This is a genomic window from Verrucosispora sp. FIM060022 (genome assembly GCF_003977705.1).
GTDB lineage: Bacteria > Actinomycetota > Actinomycetes > Mycobacteriales > Micromonosporaceae > Micromonospora > Micromonospora gifhornensis.
This window is the reverse complement of sequence record NZ_RQIV01000003.1, coordinates 528,906-545,700: the sequence shown is the minus strand read 5'-3', so window position 1 is coordinate 545,700 and position 16,795 is coordinate 528,906. Positions and strand designations below refer to the sequence as shown.

Below are 16,795 nucleotides of genomic sequence, written 5' to 3'. Positions count from 1 at the left end.
GGCGTCGGTGCGGGCCGGCGGCAGCGCCCGGCCCGCACCGCTCCGTCCGCGGTCAGTCCCGCAGTTCGCCGGGGAGCAGCCCGTACACGGTCGAGTCGCCCCGGCTGCCCTCCGCGCCGGGAAGCCGGGCGCGCAACAGTCCCTCGTAGCGGAAGCCGGCCCGTTCCAGCACCCGCCGGGAGGCCTGGTTGTCCGGGAGGGTGCCGGCCCACAACCGGGCCAGACCGACCTGCTCGAAGCCCCACCTGGCGAGCAGCCGCACCGCGCGGGTGGCGAAGCCGCGTCCCCGCCACTGCGGGAACAGGCTGTAGCCGAGCATCCCCTGCCCGCCGGGCTGGTCGTGCAGCAACATGCAGGTTCCGGCCACCGACCCCGAGGCCGCGTCGAGGATGGTCATCGACGCGACCGTACCGACCAGCCACTCGTGCGCCGCACCGACGCTGCGCCGGACGATCTCCTCGCGGGCCGGCGGACCCGGTGGTACCCGGCTGGCCACCACGTCCGGGCTGGTGTTCAGGCGGTACATCTCGTCGGTGTCCTCGGGCCCGAGCGGCCGCAGCACGATCACCCCGTCGGTGAGTCGCCCACCGGGCAGGTCGGGCAGCAGCCGGGGGTACGGTCCGGGCGGATCGTCGGCCAGCCGTACCCAGACGGCCAGGTCCCGTCGGCCTCCATCGCGCGCCCGGCCACCACCTCGACGTATCCCCTCGGGTCGGAAACCGGTGGCCAACGCGACCCGCTGGCTGGCCACGTTCTCGACCTGGGCGAGCAACTCCAGCCTTTCGATGCCGTCGGTGAAGGCGCGCTCGGCCAGCGCCCGGGTGGCCGCCGTTGCCACCCCACGTCCCCGCGCGTCCGGATGCACCCAGTAGCCGATCTCGGCCTGCCGTCGCGGTGGCATCGCGTGGCTCAGCCCGATGGTGCCGAGCAGCCGGTCGGTGGCCGGATCGGCGACGGCGTACGCGGCCCCACCGGCGGCGAACGCCGCGGGAGCACCCTCGGTGATCCACCACCGGGCGTCGGCCTCGGTGTACGGGCTGGGCAGGCCGTCGAGGAACCGCTGGGTCAGCGGGTCGGCACAGCCGGCGACGACATCGGCCTCGTCGGCCGGACGGAACGGCCGCAGGCGTACGCCGTGGGCTTCGATCGTCTCGGGCGTCACACCGTCACCTGGCCCGCTGCCGGCCGGTTGCTGGTACCTGCGCTGGTTCGTGCCGCGCTGCTCAGCGGGACCAGGTCCTCGGCCAGCAGCGCGCCGACCCAGGCGTCGGCCCGGGTGCCGCGGTGGTTCAGCGCAGCCCGGGCGGTGCCCTCCATGGCGAAGCCGACCTTCTCGGCGACCCGGCGGGAGGCGACGTTGCCGACCTTGGCCCACCACTCGATGCGGGCCAGCCCGAGCGTGGCGAAGCCCCAGGTGGTAAGCGCCGCCAGCGCCGCCGTCTGGTAGCCGCGACCCCGGGCGTGCGGCGCGGTCATGAAGCCGACGGTCGCCAGCAGCGGGTCGCCGGAGGACAGCCGCAGGTCGATCGAGCCGGCGTAGCGGTCCTGCTCGTCGGCGATCACGAAGCAGGTGGCGGTGCCGCCGGCCCAGCAGTCCTCGCAGTGGGCCAGGAAGGACACGGCCGCCGACCGGTCGTAGGCCTCCGGGACGGTGGTCCACCGCAGGGTTTCCGGATCTTGGCAGGTGATCACCAACGCGTCGAGGTCGCGGTCCTCCAGCGGACGCAGGCGCAACTCGCGTCGCGATGTGCTGGCGAAGAGGGTGGGCTGGGCCCGGCCGAAGACGGCGGCTCGGCGAGCCTCCAGGGAGCCTGGGCCGGCCGGACCGACCTCGCCGGGTGCCGGCACCTCACCGGGCAGCAGCGAGCCGACCCACTCGTAGCTGCCGGGTGCCGGGTCGGCGGCGCGCAGCCGACCCTCGATCCGGAAGCCGCTGCGCAGGGCGACCAGCCGGGCGGCGTGGTTGCCCGCGCGGGACGTCCAGAGCAGCCGGCGCAGGTCCAGTTCCGCGAAGGACCACCGGGCGAGGGCGCGGACGGCGCGGACCGCCACCCCCTGACCGCGCGCCCACGGGGCGGTCCAGTAGCCGATCTCGCTGAGCTGCCGGCTCCGGTCGATTCGCTGCAGATCAGCGGCGCCGAGGAGTCGGCCGGTGGCGGCGTCACAGACCGCGAAGGCGGCTGCCGTGCCCTCCGCCCACTGGCGCGTGCGGCCCGCGATGAACCGTTGCGCATCCTGCGGCCGGTAGGGTCGGGGGAAGTCGATCCAGCGCTGGATCTCCGGATCCTGGCCGGCGCGATGCAGGTCGTCGGCGTCGGTCGGCCGCCACGGCCGGAGCGTCAGTCCGGCCTCGGTGATCTCCACGGGCTCCATTCGACCCATCGTGCCGGATCGTTCGCCCACGGCGTAACGGGTAAACCGGGCGCGTAGCCTGGAGCGTCGGACGTTATGTCGGTTTCGCGATGGCCGAGGGCCGCCACCAGTGACCATTGGCCCGATGAAACGCCTACGATGGTTCGAGACTGTCTAGGGGAGCGTTGATCCGTGTCGATTCTGGAAAAGGTCCTTCGCGCGGGCGAGGGGCGCATGGTGCGCCGGCTGAAGGCGATCGCCGCCGCCGTCAACTCGATCGAGGACGACTACGTCAACCTCACCGACGAAGAGCTGAGCGGCATGACCGAGCAGTTCAGGGAACGGCTCGCCGAAGGCGAGACCCTGGACGACCTGTTGCCCGAGGCGTTCGCGGTCTGCCGGGAGGCAGCGGCGCGGGTGCTCGGTCAGCGACCGTACGACGTCCAGGTGATGGGCGGCGCGGCGCTGCACTTCGGCAACATCGCCGAGATGAAGACCGGTGAGGGTAAGACGCTGACCTCGGTCATGCCGGTCTACCTCAACGCGCTGTCCGGCAAGGGCGTGCACGTGGTCACCGTCAACGACTACCTGGCCCAGCGTGACGCGGCCTGGATGGGTCGGGTGCACCAGTTCCTCGGCCTGACCGTCGGTGTGGTGCTGCCCAACCGGCCCGCCTCCGAGCACCGCGCGGCGTACGAGTGCGACATCACCTACGGCACCAACAACGAGTTCGGCTTCGACTACCTGCGCGACAACATGGCCTGGTCGAAGGACGAGCTGGTCCAGCGCGGCCACAACTTCGCCGTGGTCGACGAGGTCGACTCCATCCTGATCGACGAGGCCCGGACCCCGCTGATCATCTCCGGTCCGGCCGAGCACTCCGCCCGCTGGTACGGCGAGTTCGCCGCCGTGGTGGCCCGCCTGCAGGCCGGCAAGGACGGCGAGGGCGACTACGAGGTCGACTACGCCAAGCGCACCATCGCGGTCACCGAGCGCGGCGTGGCCAAGGTCGAGGACCGTCTCGGCATCGACAACCTTTACGAGTCGGTGAACACTCCGCTGGTCGGCTACCTGAACAACGCCATCAAGGCCAAGGAGCTGTACAAGCGCGACAAGGACTACATCGTCAGCGACGGCGAGGTCCTGATCGTCGACGAGTTCACCGGCCGCATCCTGCACGGTCGCCGCTACAACGAGGGCATGCATCAGGCGATCGAGGCCAAGGAGGGGGTGGAGATCAAGCAGGAGAACCAGACCCTGGCCACCATCACCCTGCAGAACTACTTCCGCCTCTACGACAAGCTCTCCGGCATGACCGGTACGGCCCAGACCGAGGCGGGCGAGTTCAACAAGGTCTACAAGGTCGGCGTGGTGACCATCCCGACCCACCGGCCGATGGTCCGGCAGGACCGGGCCGACGTCATCTACAAGACCGAGAAGGCCAAGTTCAACGCGGTCATCGAGGACATCGCCGAGCGCCACCAGGCCGGGCAGCCGGTGCTGGTCGGCACCGTCTCGGTGGAGAACTCCGAGATCCTCTCCCAGCTGCTGCGCCGCCGGGGCATCCCGCACTCGGTGCTGAACGCGAAGTTCCACGCCCGCGAGGCGGAGATCGTCGCGCAGGCCGGCCGTAAGGGCGCGGTCACCGTCGCCACCAACATGGCCGGTCGAGGCACCGACATCCTGCTCGGCGGCAACGCCGAGTTCCTCGCCGCCAGCGAGCTGCGCCAGCGCGGGCTCGACCCGGTGGAGAACGCCGAAGAGTACGACAAGGCGATGGAAGAGGTCCTGCCGAAGTGGAAGCAGGCCTGCGAGGCCGAGGCCGAGGAAGTGGCCGCCGCCGGTGGGCTCTACGTGCTGGGCACCGAGCGGCACGAGTCCCGGCGGATCGACAACCAGCTGCGCGGTCGATCCGGTCGGCAGGGTGACCCGGGCGAGTCGCGCTTCTACCTGTCGCTGCAGGACGAGCTGATGAAGCGGTTCCGCTCCGGTGCGGTCGAGGCGGTCATGGAGCGCTTCAACATCCCGGAGGACGTGCCCATCGAGTCGAAGATGGTCACCCGCCAGATCAAGAGCGCGCAGGCCCAGATCGAGGGGCAGAACGCCGAGATCCGCAAGAACGTCCTCAAGTACGACGAGGTCATGAACCAGCAGCGCCAGGTGATCTACGCCGAGCGGCTGCGCGTACTCAACGGCGAGGACCTCTCCGAGCAGGTCCGCAACATGATCGACGACGTGATCGAGGCGTACGTCCAGGGCGCCACGTCGGAGAACTACGCCGAGGAGTGGGATCTCGAGCAGCTCTGGGCCAGCCTCAAGCAGCTCTACCCGGTGGGCATCACCATCGAGGAGATGGAGGAGGAGGCCGGCGGCTCCCGGGCCGGCATCGACGCCGACTTCCTCATCTCCCGACTGCGGGCGGACGCGCACGCCGCGTACGACCGTCGTGAGGAGCAGCTCGGTGCCGAGGGCACCCGGCAGCTGGAGCGGATGGTGCTGCTCCAGGTCATCGACCGCAAGTGGCGTGAACACCTCTACGAGATGGACTACCTCCAGGAGGGCATCACGCTGCGGGCGTACGCCCAGCGTGACCCGGTGGTGGAATACCAGCGCGAGGGCTTCGCCATGTTCGCCACCATGATGGAAGGCATCAAGGAGGAGACGGTCGGCTTCCTCTACAACCTTGAGGTGCAGGTCAACGAGCCGGAGCCCGAGGAAGAGGAAGTCCAGCTGCTGGACAAGCCGGTGGAGATCCGGGCCAAGGGCCTCGGCCGTGCACCGCAGCAGCAGGGCCTTCAGTACTCCGCCCCCACCATCGACGGTGAGGCCGGCGCCGGTGCGGTCGCCGTGCAGCGCGACGACCAGCGCGCCCCGGCGCTCGGCATCGGTGGCCCGGAGCCCGACGCACCGGCAGCCCCCGGCCGCACCGCCCCGGCCGCGCCGCAGCGTCAGGCCAATGGCCTGCGCGGTGCCGGAGTGGCATCCAGCACGGCCCGCCAGACGGCGGCCAACGGGCAGGCCGCGGCCAGCAACGGCCCGTCCCGTAACGCACCGTGCCCCTGCGGCTCCGGGCGTAAGTACAAGCGCTGCCACGGTGCCCCCGGTGGCACCTCGGCCAGCTGACTGAGCACCCCCGAAGCCCCGGACACCGCTGACGCGGTGTCCGGGGCTTCGACATTCCCCCTGCCCTGCGTCGCCCTTCCCACACTGCCGTTCCCTTGTCTCCTCCGTGCTGCGCCCTCCCCGCTCTGCGCCTCCCCGCCGCCTTCGCGTTGCGCTCCGCGCTGGCCCTTGCGCTGATCCTTCGCGCTGGCCCTCCGCGCCGCCTTCGCGTTGCGCTCCGGGGTGCTGGTGCTGGTTGGCGGGGCAAGGTCCTGCTCGATGTGGGATCGAGTGGTTTCGGAGCGGCAAGGTGACCACTCGATCCAGGATCGAGCGCGATCTTGAGGATGCTGTGGGTGATTGCTGCGGCAGTTGGGTCGCTCCAGCGTCTCGATGTTGAGGCCAGCCTGGGCGGGAGGTCGGTGATCGGGGCTGGGTGCCGGGTGAGCAGGGCGACGATGCGGGGCTGAGGTTGGGTCGGACTTGGTCAGTGGGTAAGCACGCGGATTGGGATGGGGCTGCCGAGGGTGTCAGTGCGGGCTGCGGGGGACGTCAGGGTGTCAGAGGACGCGGAGGTCGGTGCAGAGCCAGGTGCCGCGCCGGTGTTCCAGACGTAGCGCCATGGCCCAGTTGGTGTCGACGACGCCGGTGAGTACGGCGGCGGCCTCGATGGCGGCGGGGTGGAGTTCGCAGACGCGCAGGCGGCGGAGCCGGAGGGTGGGGCGGGGGGTACGGCGGCGCGTCGGGACGGCGCGGGCGGTGGCGCGAGCCAGCTCGGGCAGCAGTTGGGCGCTGCGTGTGGGGTCCAGTTGACGGCGAAGTTGCACCGGCGGCCGGAAGCCGTTGAAGACCTCGATGCAGTTTGCGACGAAGCGGTGGGCGACCCGGGTGGCCGACGGGGTGGCGGTGGCCAGGGCGCCGGATGGTAGCTGCCGGACCGGATCGTGGCCGGGGCGTACGGGGACCGGGCGGGCGGTGACCCGCGGGTGGGGTGGGCGCTCCGAGGCATGCCGAGCGGATCGCTGGTGGGCGGAGAAGAGGTCGAGGGCGAGTTGGCCGTCGCCCGGTTCGGGCCATCCGGCGCTCTCGTCGACGAAGGGCGGGTCGTACGCGGGTGCTGGCCGCAACCGCACAGGCGGGTGGCTCGGCCCAGGTCGCCGGGGATCGATCATCGCCCTGGCCCTCTCGCTCGATCCGGTTGTTCCCTACGTTTGCCTTCGTTTGCTTTCGATAGACCTCATTCTGTGGCATGGCAGAGTCGTCGGTCAATGCCTTCGGGCGTGGTGCGACTACTCGGGTTCGCGCTCGGTCAGCGGATTCCCGCGTACCCACTCGGCGGTTTCCGCGTACTTCTGCTGGATGTACTCCTCCAGCCGGGCGCGCTCGACGCGCCACTGACCCCGGCCGCCGATCTTGATCGCAGGCAGCTCGCCGCTGCGCACCATGTGGTAGACCTGCGAATCCGACACGTTCAGCTCGGCGGCCACGTCGGACAGGAGCAGGAACCTGGGCTCCACGTGAACTCCCCGGGTTGGCGTCGTTTGCCTAAGTTTGCCATCGAGGGACGACAGGGTCTGCCGCCGAGGGGTGACATCGTAAGCAGGCGCTGAGCGTGCCACCGTTGGGTGCCGCGTTGGACACACCGGTCGCCCCGAGCTTTCACCACGGTGGCGGGGGGTGTATGACGTTCAGGGTGAGCGTGCGCCCGGGCGGCGCAGTCGCCGACCGGAGCAGAGCAGGGGAGACCGACCGTGACCGACCAGCTTGTCCGGGTGTACCTGTCGGCGACCGTACCGATGCTGACCAGGCTGCCCGAGCACGGCCTTGCCGCGACCCAGGCGCACGCGGTGACCCCGATGCTGCGCGAGTGGTACGCGGAGGGTGACGAGGAGGAGTTGGAGTACGTCGCCTTCACCCGGGCCGCGCAGGACGCCCTGCAACTGCTCCATCATGATTCTGCGGCACCGCGTCGGCGGGTGGTGGTCTCGGCGGATCTGCCCGCGTCAGCGCTCGGCCGGGGTGACGGTGAGCTGGGTTCGAGCCTGGTGGAGCTGCGTGGGGTGGTGGCGGCCAACGCCGTGGCGGCCCTGCACGTCGACGGCGTCGACGCCGTACCGGATGTCACCGCCGCCGCGAAGGTGGTGATGGAGGCGCTGGCCGGCGACCCGGACGCGCAGTTCACCGTCGATGGTGTCGAGGACCACGAGCTGGAGTGGTACGACCCCAGCGAGCTGGAGCTGCTGCTGCGCGACGCCGCCGACCAGGGGTGACCCGCGCGCTCAGCGCGCTGCGCCGGCCTCGACGGGTTCGGGGTCGGTCTCCGGGGCCGGGGACAGCGTACGGCCAAAGATGATCATGGCGGTGAGTGCGCCCACGAACAGCACCCAGATCCCGTTGTCCACCCGGGAGGTGCCCAGCGAGGTCTGCGCCACCGCGTCGGCCTCGCTCAGCGCGGCGGCCAGGTCGATCAGGGAACGCCCGCCGACCCGGATGATCACCTCGGCGAGCAGCAGCAGGAGCCCGGGGCCGGCCCCGGCGACCAGGTACGCCGGCCAGCGCAGGGCGGTGACGCTGGTGTCGCGGCGGGCGGCTCGCCGCCGGGCCCAGGTGAGATGGCCGAAGGCCAGCAGGCCGGCGAGGAGTCCGGCGAGCAGCGATTCGGTACGCGAGACCCAGGTGGCCGCGGTGACCAGCGACTGCTGGCTGTCGCCCGCGCCGAACAGGTTGAACAGGGGATCACGGGCGACGCTGAAGCCCACGACGAAGAGCAGCGTGCCGAGCGCGGCGGAGGCCACGGCGCCGATGACCGCCCCGTTGCGCGCACCGGCCAACGCGCCGCCGATGACGGCCGCGGCGGCGGTCGTACCGGCGATCGTGCGGGTGGTGGTGTTGCCGTCGTAGCTGAGCTCGATGGCCAGGGCGGCGGCGAGCCCGACCAGCAGGCCGACGCCGACCGCCACCGCGAAGCGCAGGGTGGCCCGATCGCCCCGGCGGGTGACCGGCTCGCTGACCGCCAGGCCCACCGCAGCACCGGCCACCAGGGCGGCCGAGATCACGCCGGGCAGGGCGAAGGCGGACAGGCTGATCGCGGTGACGCCGGCGGTGGCCGATTGGATCGCCTCCCGGGTGGACCAGAGCATGGCGGCCAGCCAACCGGTCGCCAGCAGCGCCAACCCGAGGGTGCCCGGCGCGCGTGGCGGTGGGGCGGAGCCGTCCGCGGCGTCGCTGAGCAGCTCGACGGACCCGTCGGCGTCCTGGGTCGGGGCGGGATCCGGCCCGTCGGCAGCCACCTCGTCGGTGGTCTGCGGCCGGTCGGGTTGCGCGGCGGTCGGCCCACCGGGCTGGTTGCTCATCGTTTCCCCTTCGCCGCCCGGACCTGGCGATCCGGCCCGGGCACGTCACCGGCAATCCAGCGTACGCGGCCCGGCGGAGGAGGAGCCTGAGCCCTGCGCGTACCTGAAATGATCTATGTTCCTTCGGTTTGTGTGGCCCTCAAGGTACGAATCTCTGCCTGACTCCTCTGCTTGCCTCCGGATCTACGGTCGTCCAACGGCCAGGGGGTGATCGGTCGAAGCTGGTCGTGGGAAGATTGGCGCGCGGTCCCGCCACCCTTGGGGCCGGTTTCGCCACCGTCGTCGAGATCGCCAGGAGCCCTGATGGACGCCGTGTTCTCCGTACCCGAGCCGCACAACGAGCCGGTGCGCACCTACGAGCCGGGCAGCGCCGACGCCGAACGGCTCCAGCGGCGACTCACCGAGCTGGCCGCCGAGCGGATCGACCTGCCGATGACCATCGCGGGCGAGCAGCGGATGGCCGGCGGCGCGCCGATCCAGGTGGTGCAGCCGCACCGGCACGCACACGTGCTCGGGGTCACCGGGCACGCCACCCACGACGACGCCCGGGCTGCGGTCAAGGCGGCCAAGGACGCCGCCCCGGGATGGCGGGCACTGCCCTTCGAGGAGCGGGCCGCGATCTTCCTGCGCGCCGCCGAACTGCTCGCCGGCCCGTGGCGCGACACCCTCAACGCGGCCACCATGCTCGGCCAGTCGAAGACCGCCGTGCAGGCCGAGATCGACTCGGCCTGTGAGTTCATCGACTTCCTGCGGTTCAACGTGTTCTTCGCCCGCAAGCTGCTCGCCGAGCAGCCGATGTCCTCGCCGGGCGTGTGGAACCGGTTCGACCACCGGCCGCTGGAGGGCTTCGTCTACGCGGTCACCCCGTTCAACTTCACCGCGATCGCCGGCAACCTGCCCTCGGCTCCGGCCCTGCTGGGCAACACGGTGGTCTGGAAGCCGGGCCCGACCCAGCAGTTCGCGGCGCACTTCACCATGCGGCTGTTCGAGGCGGCCGGCCTGCCCCCCGGCGTGATCAACATGGTCACCGGTCGGGGCGAGGAGGTCTCCGACGTGGTGCTCGCCGACCCCGACCTGGCCGGCATCCACTTCACCGGCTCGACCAAGGTCTTCCAGCACCTGTGGCGCACGGTGGGCGAGAACATCGCCGGCTACCGGGGCTACCCCCGGCTGGTCGGCGAGACCGGCGGCAAGGACTTCGTGGTGGCGCACACCAGCGCCGACGTCGACGCCCTGCACACCGCGCTGATCCGGGGCGCCTTCGAATACCAGGGCCAGAAGTGCTCGGCGGCCTCCCGGGCGTACGTTCCCCGCTCGATCTGGGAGGGCGGCCTGCGCGATCGGCTCGCCGCCACCGCGGACGGCCTGACCTACGGCGACGTCACCGACTTCCGCAACTTCGGTGGCGCGGTCATCGACGACAAGGCGTTCTCCCGGCACACCGCCGCGCTGGAGCTGATCTCCACCGACGACAGCTGCCGGATCATCGCCGGTGGCACCGCCGACGACTCGGTCGGCTGGTTCGTCCGCCCGACCATCTTCGAATGCGGTGACCCGGCGCACGAGACGTTCACCACCGAGTACTTCGGGCCGATCCTCGGCGTGCACGTCTTCGACGACGCCCGCTTCGACGAGGTGGTCACCCAGGCCGAGGCGATCGCGCCGTACGCGCTGACCGGGTCGATCTTCGCCACCGACCGCCGGGTGGTCGACGCGGTGGCCGAGAAGATGCGGTACGCGGCAGGCAACTTCTACATCAACGACAAGCCGACCGGTGCGGTCGTCGGGCAGCAGCCCTTCGGTGGCGCCCGCGCCAGCGGCACCAACGACAAGGCCGGTTCCTGGCACAACCTGGTCCGCTGGATGTCCCCCCGGACGATCAAGGAAACCTTCGTGCCCCCCACCGACCACACCTACCCCCACATGGGCTGAGGTGTAAGGAAGGGCCCCTTCCTAACGCCTCGTGCATAGGAAGGGGCCCCTCTTAACGTCTACCGCTCGTGGGGACAGGCCGCTCGTGGGGGCGGGGCGCTCGTGGTCGAGTGGTGCCGTCGGCGGGGCTGCCGGGTGGACCGTCGCGCACCGACAGTGCACATAGGAAACCCCAATGGGTGGCGAAACGGTGAAATCCTGGACGCCGGCCCGTCAAAGTGGCAGCGTGAACGGCATGGCGGAATCCGGAGTCAACCCCACGGCGGCGGCCCTGCTCGGGCTGCTCCACGAGGGCCCCATGACAGGTGGCCAGTTGATGGCCGCCGCCGAGCGCCGGCTGGCGCCGTACTGGTCGATGACCCGCAGCCAGGTCTACCGGGAGTTGCCGGTGCTGGCCGAGAAGGGCCTCGTCCGGCTGGGTAAGCCCGGGCCGCGGATGAGTCAACCGTACGCGATCACGGCAGCCGGTAAGCGGACCTTTTCCCGCTGGCTGGCCGAGGATCCGGGGCGGGACACCATCCGCAACCCGATCGCCCTGCGGATCGCCTTCGGGCAACTACACTCCGCGACCCAGCTGAAGAGCCTCCAGGCCGCGGCCAACGAATACCACACCGAGGCGCTGGCCCGGGTCCGCGAGCAGGTCAAGGCCGCTCGCAAGGAAGGCGACACGTACGACGCGAGCGCGCTGGAGTTCGCCGTGGCGTACCACAAGGCCGCCCTGTCCTGGCTCAAGAACGCACCAGTCAGCAGCTGACCAGCTTTCAATTGGCTCGGAGTGCGGGGCTGGCAAGCTCACTCCTCGTCCGAGCGGAGCCATTTTGGCTCGGAGTGCGGGGCTCGCAAGCTCACTCCTCGTCCGAGCGGAGCCATTTTGGCTCGGAGTGCGGGGCTCGCAAGCTCACTCCTCGTCCGAGCAGTACCCTTGTCTGTCGTGACCGCTGCCGATTACGCCGACCAGCTCAAGGATCTCGACGCCACCCTGCGCAACATCGAGGCGGTGCTCGACCTGGACCGCCTGCGGGCGGACAAGGCCCGTCTGGAGCAGGAGGCGTCCGCCCCGGACCTGTGGGACGACCAGGCCCGGGCCCAACAGGTGACCTCGCAGCTGTCGTACGTCAACGGCGAGATCGAGAAGCTGGGCAGCCTGCGCTCGCGGATCGACGACGCGAACGTGCTGCTGGAGCTGGCCGAGGCCGAGGCCGACTCGGGGGTCCTCTCCGAGGTCGAGTCGGAGATCACCGGGCTGGCCAAGGCCATCCAGGAGATGGAGGTCCGCACCCTGCTCTCCGGCGAGTACGACTCCCGGGAAGCGCTGGTGGCCATCCGGGCGGGCGCCGGCGGCGTGGACGCGGCGGACTTCGCCGAGATGCTGCTGCGGATGTACCTGCGCTGGGCCGAGCGGCACGGCTACCCGACCGAGGTCTACGAGACCTCGTACGCCGAGGAGGCGGGCCTGAAGTCGGCCACCTTCACGGTCAAGGTCCCGTACGCCTACGGCACGCTGAGCGTGGAGTCCGGCACCCACCGGCTGGTGCGGATCAGCCCGTTCGACAACCAGGGCCGTCGGCAGACCAGCTTCGCCGGCGTCGAGGTGCTGCCGGTGGTCGAGCAGACCGACAGCATCGACATCCCCGAGAACGAGATGCGGATCGACGTCTACCGCTCGTCCGGGCCGGGTGGGCAGAGCGTCAACACCACCGACTCGGCGGTGCGGATCACCCACATCCCGACCGGCATCGTGGTGACCTGCCAGAACGAGAAGTCGCAGCTGCAGAACAAGGCGTCCGCGCTGCGGGTGCTGCAGGCCCGGCTGCTGGAGCGCAAGCGGCAGGAGGAGCAGGCCAAGATGGCGGGCCTGAAGACCGACGCCGCGGGCTCGTGGGGCGACCAGATGCGGTCGTACGTGCTGCACCCGTATCAGATGGTGAAGGATTTGCGTACCGAGCAGGAGACCGGTAACCCGAGCGCGGTCTTCGACGGTGACCTCGACTCCTTCATCGAAGCCGGGATCCGTTGGCGCAAGCAGCAGCAGCTCGCCGGCGACGCTGCGTGACCGGTCGTGGGCGGAGTGCGTCATCGATCTCCACATGACGTGCTGGATCAATGACTTCCCCCGCAACGGCGGGGCGTAGGACTTGGCACGACAGTTACACGGCGTAGACTCACCACCCGTGATTCAGCTTGAGCAAGTGACGAAGACGTACCCGAAGGCGTCGCGGCCTTCGCTCGACAACGTGTCCGTGTCGATCGACAAGGGCGAGTTCGTCTTCTTCATCGGCCCATCCGGCTCCGGCAAGTCCACGATCATCAAGATGCTGCTGCACGAGGTGACCCCCAACAAGGGTCGCGTCGTGGTCAACGGCAAGGACGTCACCTCGATGCGGTCCTGGAAGCGCCCGCACTTCCGCCGCTCGATCGGCTGCGTCTTCCAGGACTTCCGGCTGCTGCCCAACCGCACCGCGTACGAGAACGTGGCCTTCGCGCTCGAGGTGATCGGCAAGACCAAGGCGGTGGCCCGCCGGGTCGTGCCGGAGGTGTTGGAGTTGGTGGGTCTCGGTGGCAAGGAGCATCGCTACCCGCACGAGCTCTCCGGTGGTGAGCAGCAGCGTGTCGCAGTCGCCCGGGCGTTCGTGAACCGTCCCCTGATCCTGCTGGCCGACGAGCCGACCGGAAACCTGGACCCGGACACGTCAATCGAAATCATGCGCCTGCTGGACCGGATCAACCGCACCGGCACGACAGTCGTGATGGTCACGCACGACTCCAACATCGTGAACCAGATGCGCCGCCGGGTCATCGAGATCGAGAGCGGCCGCATCGTCCGCGACCAGGCCCGCGGCGTCTACGGGTGACGAGCGCAGCCCACCGCACCCCGATCTGACGACGAACACCTCACGCCGGAGAGCCGGAGGAATATCCCGATGCGGATGAAATACGTCCTGTCCGAGGTACTGGTCGGACTGTGGCGCAACGTGACCATGACCATCGCGATGATCATCACGTTGGGCGTCTCGCTGACCATGCTCGGTGCCAGCGGCCTGATCTACACCAAGGTCGCCGACATGAAGGACCTGTACTTCGAGAACATCCAGGTGTCGATCTTCTTGAAGACCGACATCTCGGAAGAGGACCGTGCGGCACTGGGCTCCCGGCTGGAGGCCGACCCGCTGATCTCACAGGTCACCTACGTCAACAAGGACGAGGCCTTCCAGCGTTTCCAGGAGATGTTCCGGGACTCGCCGGACCTGCTCAGCGCGGTCAAGGCGGACCAGTTGCCCGAGTCGTACCGGCTGAACCTGGTCGACCCGGAGCAGTACAAGTCCATCTCGGAGCAGTACTCCTCGGCCGCGGGGGTCGACCAGGTGGTCGACCAGAGTCAGGTGCTCGACAAGATCTTCAACCTGTTCACAGCCGGGCAGAACGTCGCGCTGGCCGCCGCCATCGCGATGGCCGTCGCCGCGCTGCTCCTGGTGGCGAACACGATTCAGGTGGCCGCGTACAGCAAACGGCGTGAAGTCGCGGTCATGAAGCTGGTCGGTGCCTCGAACTGGTTCATCCAGGCACCCTTCGTCCTGGAAGCGGTGGTCGCCGGCCTGATCGGCTCGGTGCTCGGGTTGGGTGCCCTGGTCGCGTTGAAGAAGTTCCTCTTCGATGACGCCCTCAGCGCCCTGCAGGGCCTGTTCGCCCCGGTCAGCTGGAGCGAGGTGCTGCTGACCTTCCCGGTGATGGCGGGCGTCGGTGGCCTGATCAGCGCGGTCACCGCCTGGGTCACGCTCCGCTTCTACCTGCGGGTCTAGCTTTCGGTACGACCGTCGCAAGGGCTCTTCGGCGCTGGAATAAACCGCGCGGAAGGGCCCTTGTCGTTCGGGTAGCATGATCTCCGCTCTCCGGCCGGCACGTCGCCGGGGGAGCGGGCAACGAAAGGAGGTGGCGCGGCGATGCCACGGGAAAAGGGGCGCAAGGTCGTCGCCTCCAACAAGAAGGCCCGCCACGACTACGCCATCCTCGACACGTACGAGGCGGGCATGGCGCTGACCGGCACCGAGGTGAAGTCGCTGCGGGCCGGGCGGGCGTCGCTTGTCGACGCGTTCGCCCAGGAGCGCGACGGTGAGCTGTATCTGCACGGCATGCACATCCCGGAGTACACCCAGGGCACCTGGACCAACCACGAGCCTCGGCGTACCCGCAAGCTGCTGCTCAAGCGGTTGGAGATCGACCGCCTGATCGGCAAGACCCGGGAGAGCGGGCTGACCCTGGTGCCGTTGCAGGTCTACTTCTCCGACGGCTGGGCCAAGGTCGAGATCGGCCTGGCCAAGGGCAAGAAGGCGTACGACAAGCGCCAGGACCTCGCCAAGCGGGACGCCGACCGGGAGATCCAACGTGCGGTCGGTCGGCGAGGAAAGGGCATGGCTGAGTGAGTTGTCCGGTTCGCCCTTCGGTCGCGTCGGCGACGTGGCCTGGGGATGAATCGGGTTGCGGCAGGCGTTACGCTTGTCGGAGCCGCCGGAAGTTGGCGGCCTGTCGAGGGGGTGACTGGTTTCGACTTCGTACGTTGCGGCAGGGGAAGCGAGCCGAGGAAGCCGACGTCGTCTCGAGAATCGTTCGTCGGAAACCAATAAGCGCCAAGCACAATCGCGCTGACTTCGCTCTCGCCGCCTGAGGCGAGTAGTGAGTCTGTCGGCCTGGGAGCGCCTTCGACCCAGATAGCCGGCATCAGCTAGAAGGCTGGCCAATCGGACCCGGTCGCGGGGTCCGTGCGGCGAGATCAATCAGCGACTGGGCCCGTCACACCGACTCGCTCGCGTGATCGGAGGGGCCGAGTAGAGGCACAGCGAGCTGCGCTCGGAGAAGCCCTGACAAGGCGGCGAAGGACCCGGGTTCGATTCCCGGCACCTCCACCACCTGACTGCGCGCCCCGGCCACCCGGCCGGGGCGCGCAGTCGCGTCTACGCCAAAAGGTTGATCACACGTTCGTGCCCGAGAGGCACGTCTGCGCCAGAAGGGCCCGACCGGTGTGCCGTGGGAACCAAGTGCAGGCCAGAGCCGTCAGACGGGGTATGCGTCTCTTCGCCGCCCGGTTGGGTCTGCCCCTGATGATCGTCGTAGCCGGCTGCGCGCCGGCAGGAACCGGAACCGCACCGACCGGTCCCATCAGCTCCGCTGACGAGCCGGGGCCGTTCGACCGCCGGGCCACCGCAGTGGCCGAGGCGTGGCAACCCGGGCCGGGTTGGCGCGAGGGCTACGTACCGTTGCAGGACCCCGCGGTGCTGATCGGCGAGGCGAACTTCACCCCGGCGACCCAGACGGCGTTCCAGGCCGGCTGGTACCGCAAGCCGGCCGACCTGCCCGTGCGGCAGCCCGACGACGGCACCATCCGCTTCCCCGACGGGCAGCTGCGCGTACCACTTGTCAGCGCCACCGACGCGTTCCTGGCGCTCACCCGCGGCAGCGACCCCCCGTCGTGCCCGGGGTCGAAGGAGCCCGCCATCCCGCCGCCGCCTGCGCCCGGCGGCAAACCGGACGACACGGTCGCCAGCCGGCCGCAGGGGGAGTGCGTCGCGCTCACCATCAGCAAGGTCGAACTGGGCACCGCGCCGCTGCGCACCAGCCGTGGCGAGGCGCAGGTGCCGGCCTGGCTGTTCACCGTCGAGGAGATCGGCGCCGTGGTGGCCGCCGCCGCCGTCGCACCGCACGCGGTCGATGCGGTGCCCGAGCCGGTCGCACCCTCCGACACCGCCCCGGAGGGGCTGGTCGCCGCGCAGGACATCGTGGAGGTGGACGGAACGCGGCTGGCCTTCCGGCTCGGGGTCGGCAGCTGCGACACCGACATCACCCCGCTGGTGCAGGAGCGCGACGACATCGTGGTGGTGGGTGGCACGGTGGTGCGCTCCACCGACGTCTGCGACGCGATGCTCAGGATGGAGCCGGTCGAGGTGACGCTCAAGGAGCCGCTGGGCGCCCGGCCCGTCCTGGACGCGCTCACCGGCGCACCGCTGCGCATCGGCGGCAACTAAGCGCTCTGTGGTGTTAACAGGGGGCCCTTCCTATACCTCAGG

General features: G+C 69.9%; 14 protein-coding genes and 1 other RNA gene. 10 read left to right on the top strand and 5 right to left on the bottom strand.

The window, feature by feature from the left end; translation table 11 throughout:
- Window positions 1-52: 52 nt before the first annotated feature.
- The gene (locus EG812_RS12970; protein ID WP_126711681.1) at window positions 53-1,162 is read right to left on the bottom strand and encodes a GNAT family N-acetyltransferase; all 1,110 of its coding nucleotides are present in this window, start codon (window positions 1,160-1,162) and stop codon (window positions 53-55) included.
- Window positions 1,159-2,373: a GNAT family N-acetyltransferase gene (locus EG812_RS12965; RefSeq protein WP_013731740.1), complete on the bottom strand. Its 1,215-nt coding sequence runs from the start codon at window positions 2,371-2,373 to the stop codon at window positions 1,159-1,161. Before EG812_RS12965 ends, EG812_RS12970 begins: the two co-directional genes overlap by 4 nt.
- A gap of 171 nt (window positions 2,374-2,544) precedes the next feature.
- Between EG812_RS12965 and secA the strand changes: the two genes are divergently transcribed.
- Window positions 2,545-5,475: a preprotein translocase subunit SecA gene (gene secA / locus EG812_RS12960; RefSeq protein ID WP_043719763.1), complete on the top strand. Its 2,931-nt coding sequence runs from the start codon at window positions 2,545-2,547 to the stop codon at window positions 5,473-5,475.
- A gap of 539 nt (window positions 5,476-6,014) precedes the next feature.
- Here the strand turns inward: secA and EG812_RS12955 are convergent.
- A complete protein-coding gene (locus tag EG812_RS12955) occupies window positions 6,015-6,626 on the bottom strand; it encodes an Rv3235 family protein (protein ID WP_126711680.1) in 612 nt (203 codons plus the stop codon).
- 117 nt (window positions 6,627-6,743) lie between these two features.
- A complete protein-coding gene (locus EG812_RS12950) occupies window positions 6,744-6,971 on the bottom strand; it encodes a helix-turn-helix transcriptional regulator (protein ID WP_102658219.1) in 228 nt (75 codons plus the stop codon).
- A 234-nt stretch (window positions 6,972-7,205) separates the two neighbouring features.
- Here EG812_RS12950 and EG812_RS12945 point away from each other — a divergent pair, with 234 nt between their 5' ends.
- Window positions 7,206-7,724 (top strand): DUF6912 family protein, encoded by a 519-nt coding sequence (locus EG812_RS12945; RefSeq protein WP_126711679.1) that lies wholly within the window; start codon window positions 7,206-7,208, stop codon window positions 7,722-7,724.
- Between the two features lie 9 nt (window positions 7,725-7,733).
- Here the strand turns inward: EG812_RS12945 and EG812_RS12940 are convergent, their stop codons facing one another.
- Window positions 7,734-8,807: a hypothetical protein gene (locus tag EG812_RS12940; protein WP_126711678.1), complete on the bottom strand. Its 1,074-nt coding sequence runs from the start codon at window positions 8,805-8,807 to the stop codon at window positions 7,734-7,736.
- A gap of 303 nt (window positions 8,808-9,110) precedes the next feature.
- On the opposite strand from EG812_RS12940, the gene pruA reads away from it, so the two are divergent.
- The 8 genes from pruA (at window position 9,111) to EG812_RS12900 (ending at window position 16,753) form a co-directional block, all read left to right on the top strand.
- Window positions 9,111-10,739 carry an L-glutamate gamma-semialdehyde dehydrogenase gene (gene pruA / locus EG812_RS12935; RefSeq protein ID WP_126711677.1) on the top strand — a complete coding sequence of 543 codons (1,629 nt, stop codon included), beginning with the start codon at window positions 9,111-9,113 and terminating at the stop codon, window positions 10,737-10,739.
- Window positions 10,740-10,974: 235 nt separating this feature from the next.
- The gene (locus EG812_RS12930) at window positions 10,975-11,493 is read left to right on the top strand and encodes a PadR family transcriptional regulator (RefSeq protein WP_043723029.1); all 519 of its coding nucleotides are present in this window, start codon (window positions 10,975-10,977) and stop codon (window positions 11,491-11,493) included.
- 177 nt (window positions 11,494-11,670) lie between these two features.
- Window positions 11,671-12,792, top strand: a complete 1,122-nt coding sequence (gene prfB / locus EG812_RS12925) for a peptide chain release factor 2 (protein ID WP_013731748.1) — start codon at window positions 11,671-11,673, stop codon at window positions 12,790-12,792.
- A 118-nt stretch (window positions 12,793-12,910) separates the two neighbouring features.
- Entirely contained in the window at window positions 12,911-13,591 is a 681-nt protein-coding gene (gene ftsE / locus EG812_RS12920; protein ID WP_013731749.1) for a cell division ATP-binding protein FtsE, read from the top strand.
- A gap of 69 nt (window positions 13,592-13,660) precedes the next feature.
- Window positions 13,661-14,536 carry a permease-like cell division protein FtsX gene (ftsX, locus tag EG812_RS12915; protein WP_013731750.1) on the top strand — a complete coding sequence of 292 codons (876 nt, stop codon included), beginning with the start codon at window positions 13,661-13,663 and terminating at the stop codon, window positions 14,534-14,536.
- Between the two features lie 141 nt (window positions 14,537-14,677).
- Complete coding sequence (smpB, locus tag EG812_RS12910; protein WP_013731751.1) at window positions 14,678-15,157, top strand: SsrA-binding protein SmpB; 480 nt, start codon at window positions 14,678-14,680, stop codon at window positions 15,155-15,157.
- 107 nt (window positions 15,158-15,264) lie between these two features.
- Window positions 15,265-15,640, top strand: a transfer-messenger RNA (tmRNA) gene (gene ssrA / locus EG812_RS12905).
- A gap of 156 nt (window positions 15,641-15,796) precedes the next feature.
- On the top strand, window positions 15,797-16,753 hold the full coding sequence (locus EG812_RS12900; protein ID WP_126711676.1) for a hypothetical protein: 957 nt from the start codon (window positions 15,797-15,799) through the stop codon (window positions 16,751-16,753).
- Window positions 16,754-16,795 lie beyond the last annotated feature (42 nt).

What these genes read in the sequence shown, in the direction of transcription:
- EG812_RS12955 (WP_126711680.1), bottom strand. Translation starts at nt 6,626, where the DNA reads ATGATCGATCCCCGGCGACCTGGGCCGAGCCACCCGCCTGTGCGGTTG.
- EG812_RS12965 (WP_013731740.1), bottom strand. Translation starts at nt 2,373, where the DNA reads ATGGAGCCCGTGGAGATCACCGAGGCCGGACTGACGCTCCGGCCGTGG.
- pruA (WP_126711677.1), top strand. Translation starts at nt 9,111, where the DNA reads ATGGACGCCGTGTTCTCCGTACCCGAGCCGCACAACGAGCCGGTGCGC.
- EG812_RS12900 (WP_126711676.1), top strand. Translation starts at nt 15,797, where the DNA reads ATGCGTCTCTTCGCCGCCCGGTTGGGTCTGCCCCTGATGATCGTCGTA.
- smpB (WP_013731751.1), top strand. Translation starts at nt 14,678, where the DNA reads ATGCCACGGGAAAAGGGGCGCAAGGTCGTCGCCTCCAACAAGAAGGCC.
- EG812_RS12940 (WP_126711678.1), bottom strand. Translation starts at nt 8,807, where the DNA reads ATGAGCAACCAGCCCGGTGGGCCGACCGCCGCGCAACCCGACCGGCCG.
- EG812_RS12930 (WP_043723029.1), top strand. Translation starts at nt 10,975, where the DNA reads ATGGCGGAATCCGGAGTCAACCCCACGGCGGCGGCCCTGCTCGGGCTG.
- ftsX (WP_013731750.1), top strand. Translation starts at nt 13,661, where the DNA reads ATGCGGATGAAATACGTCCTGTCCGAGGTACTGGTCGGACTGTGGCGC.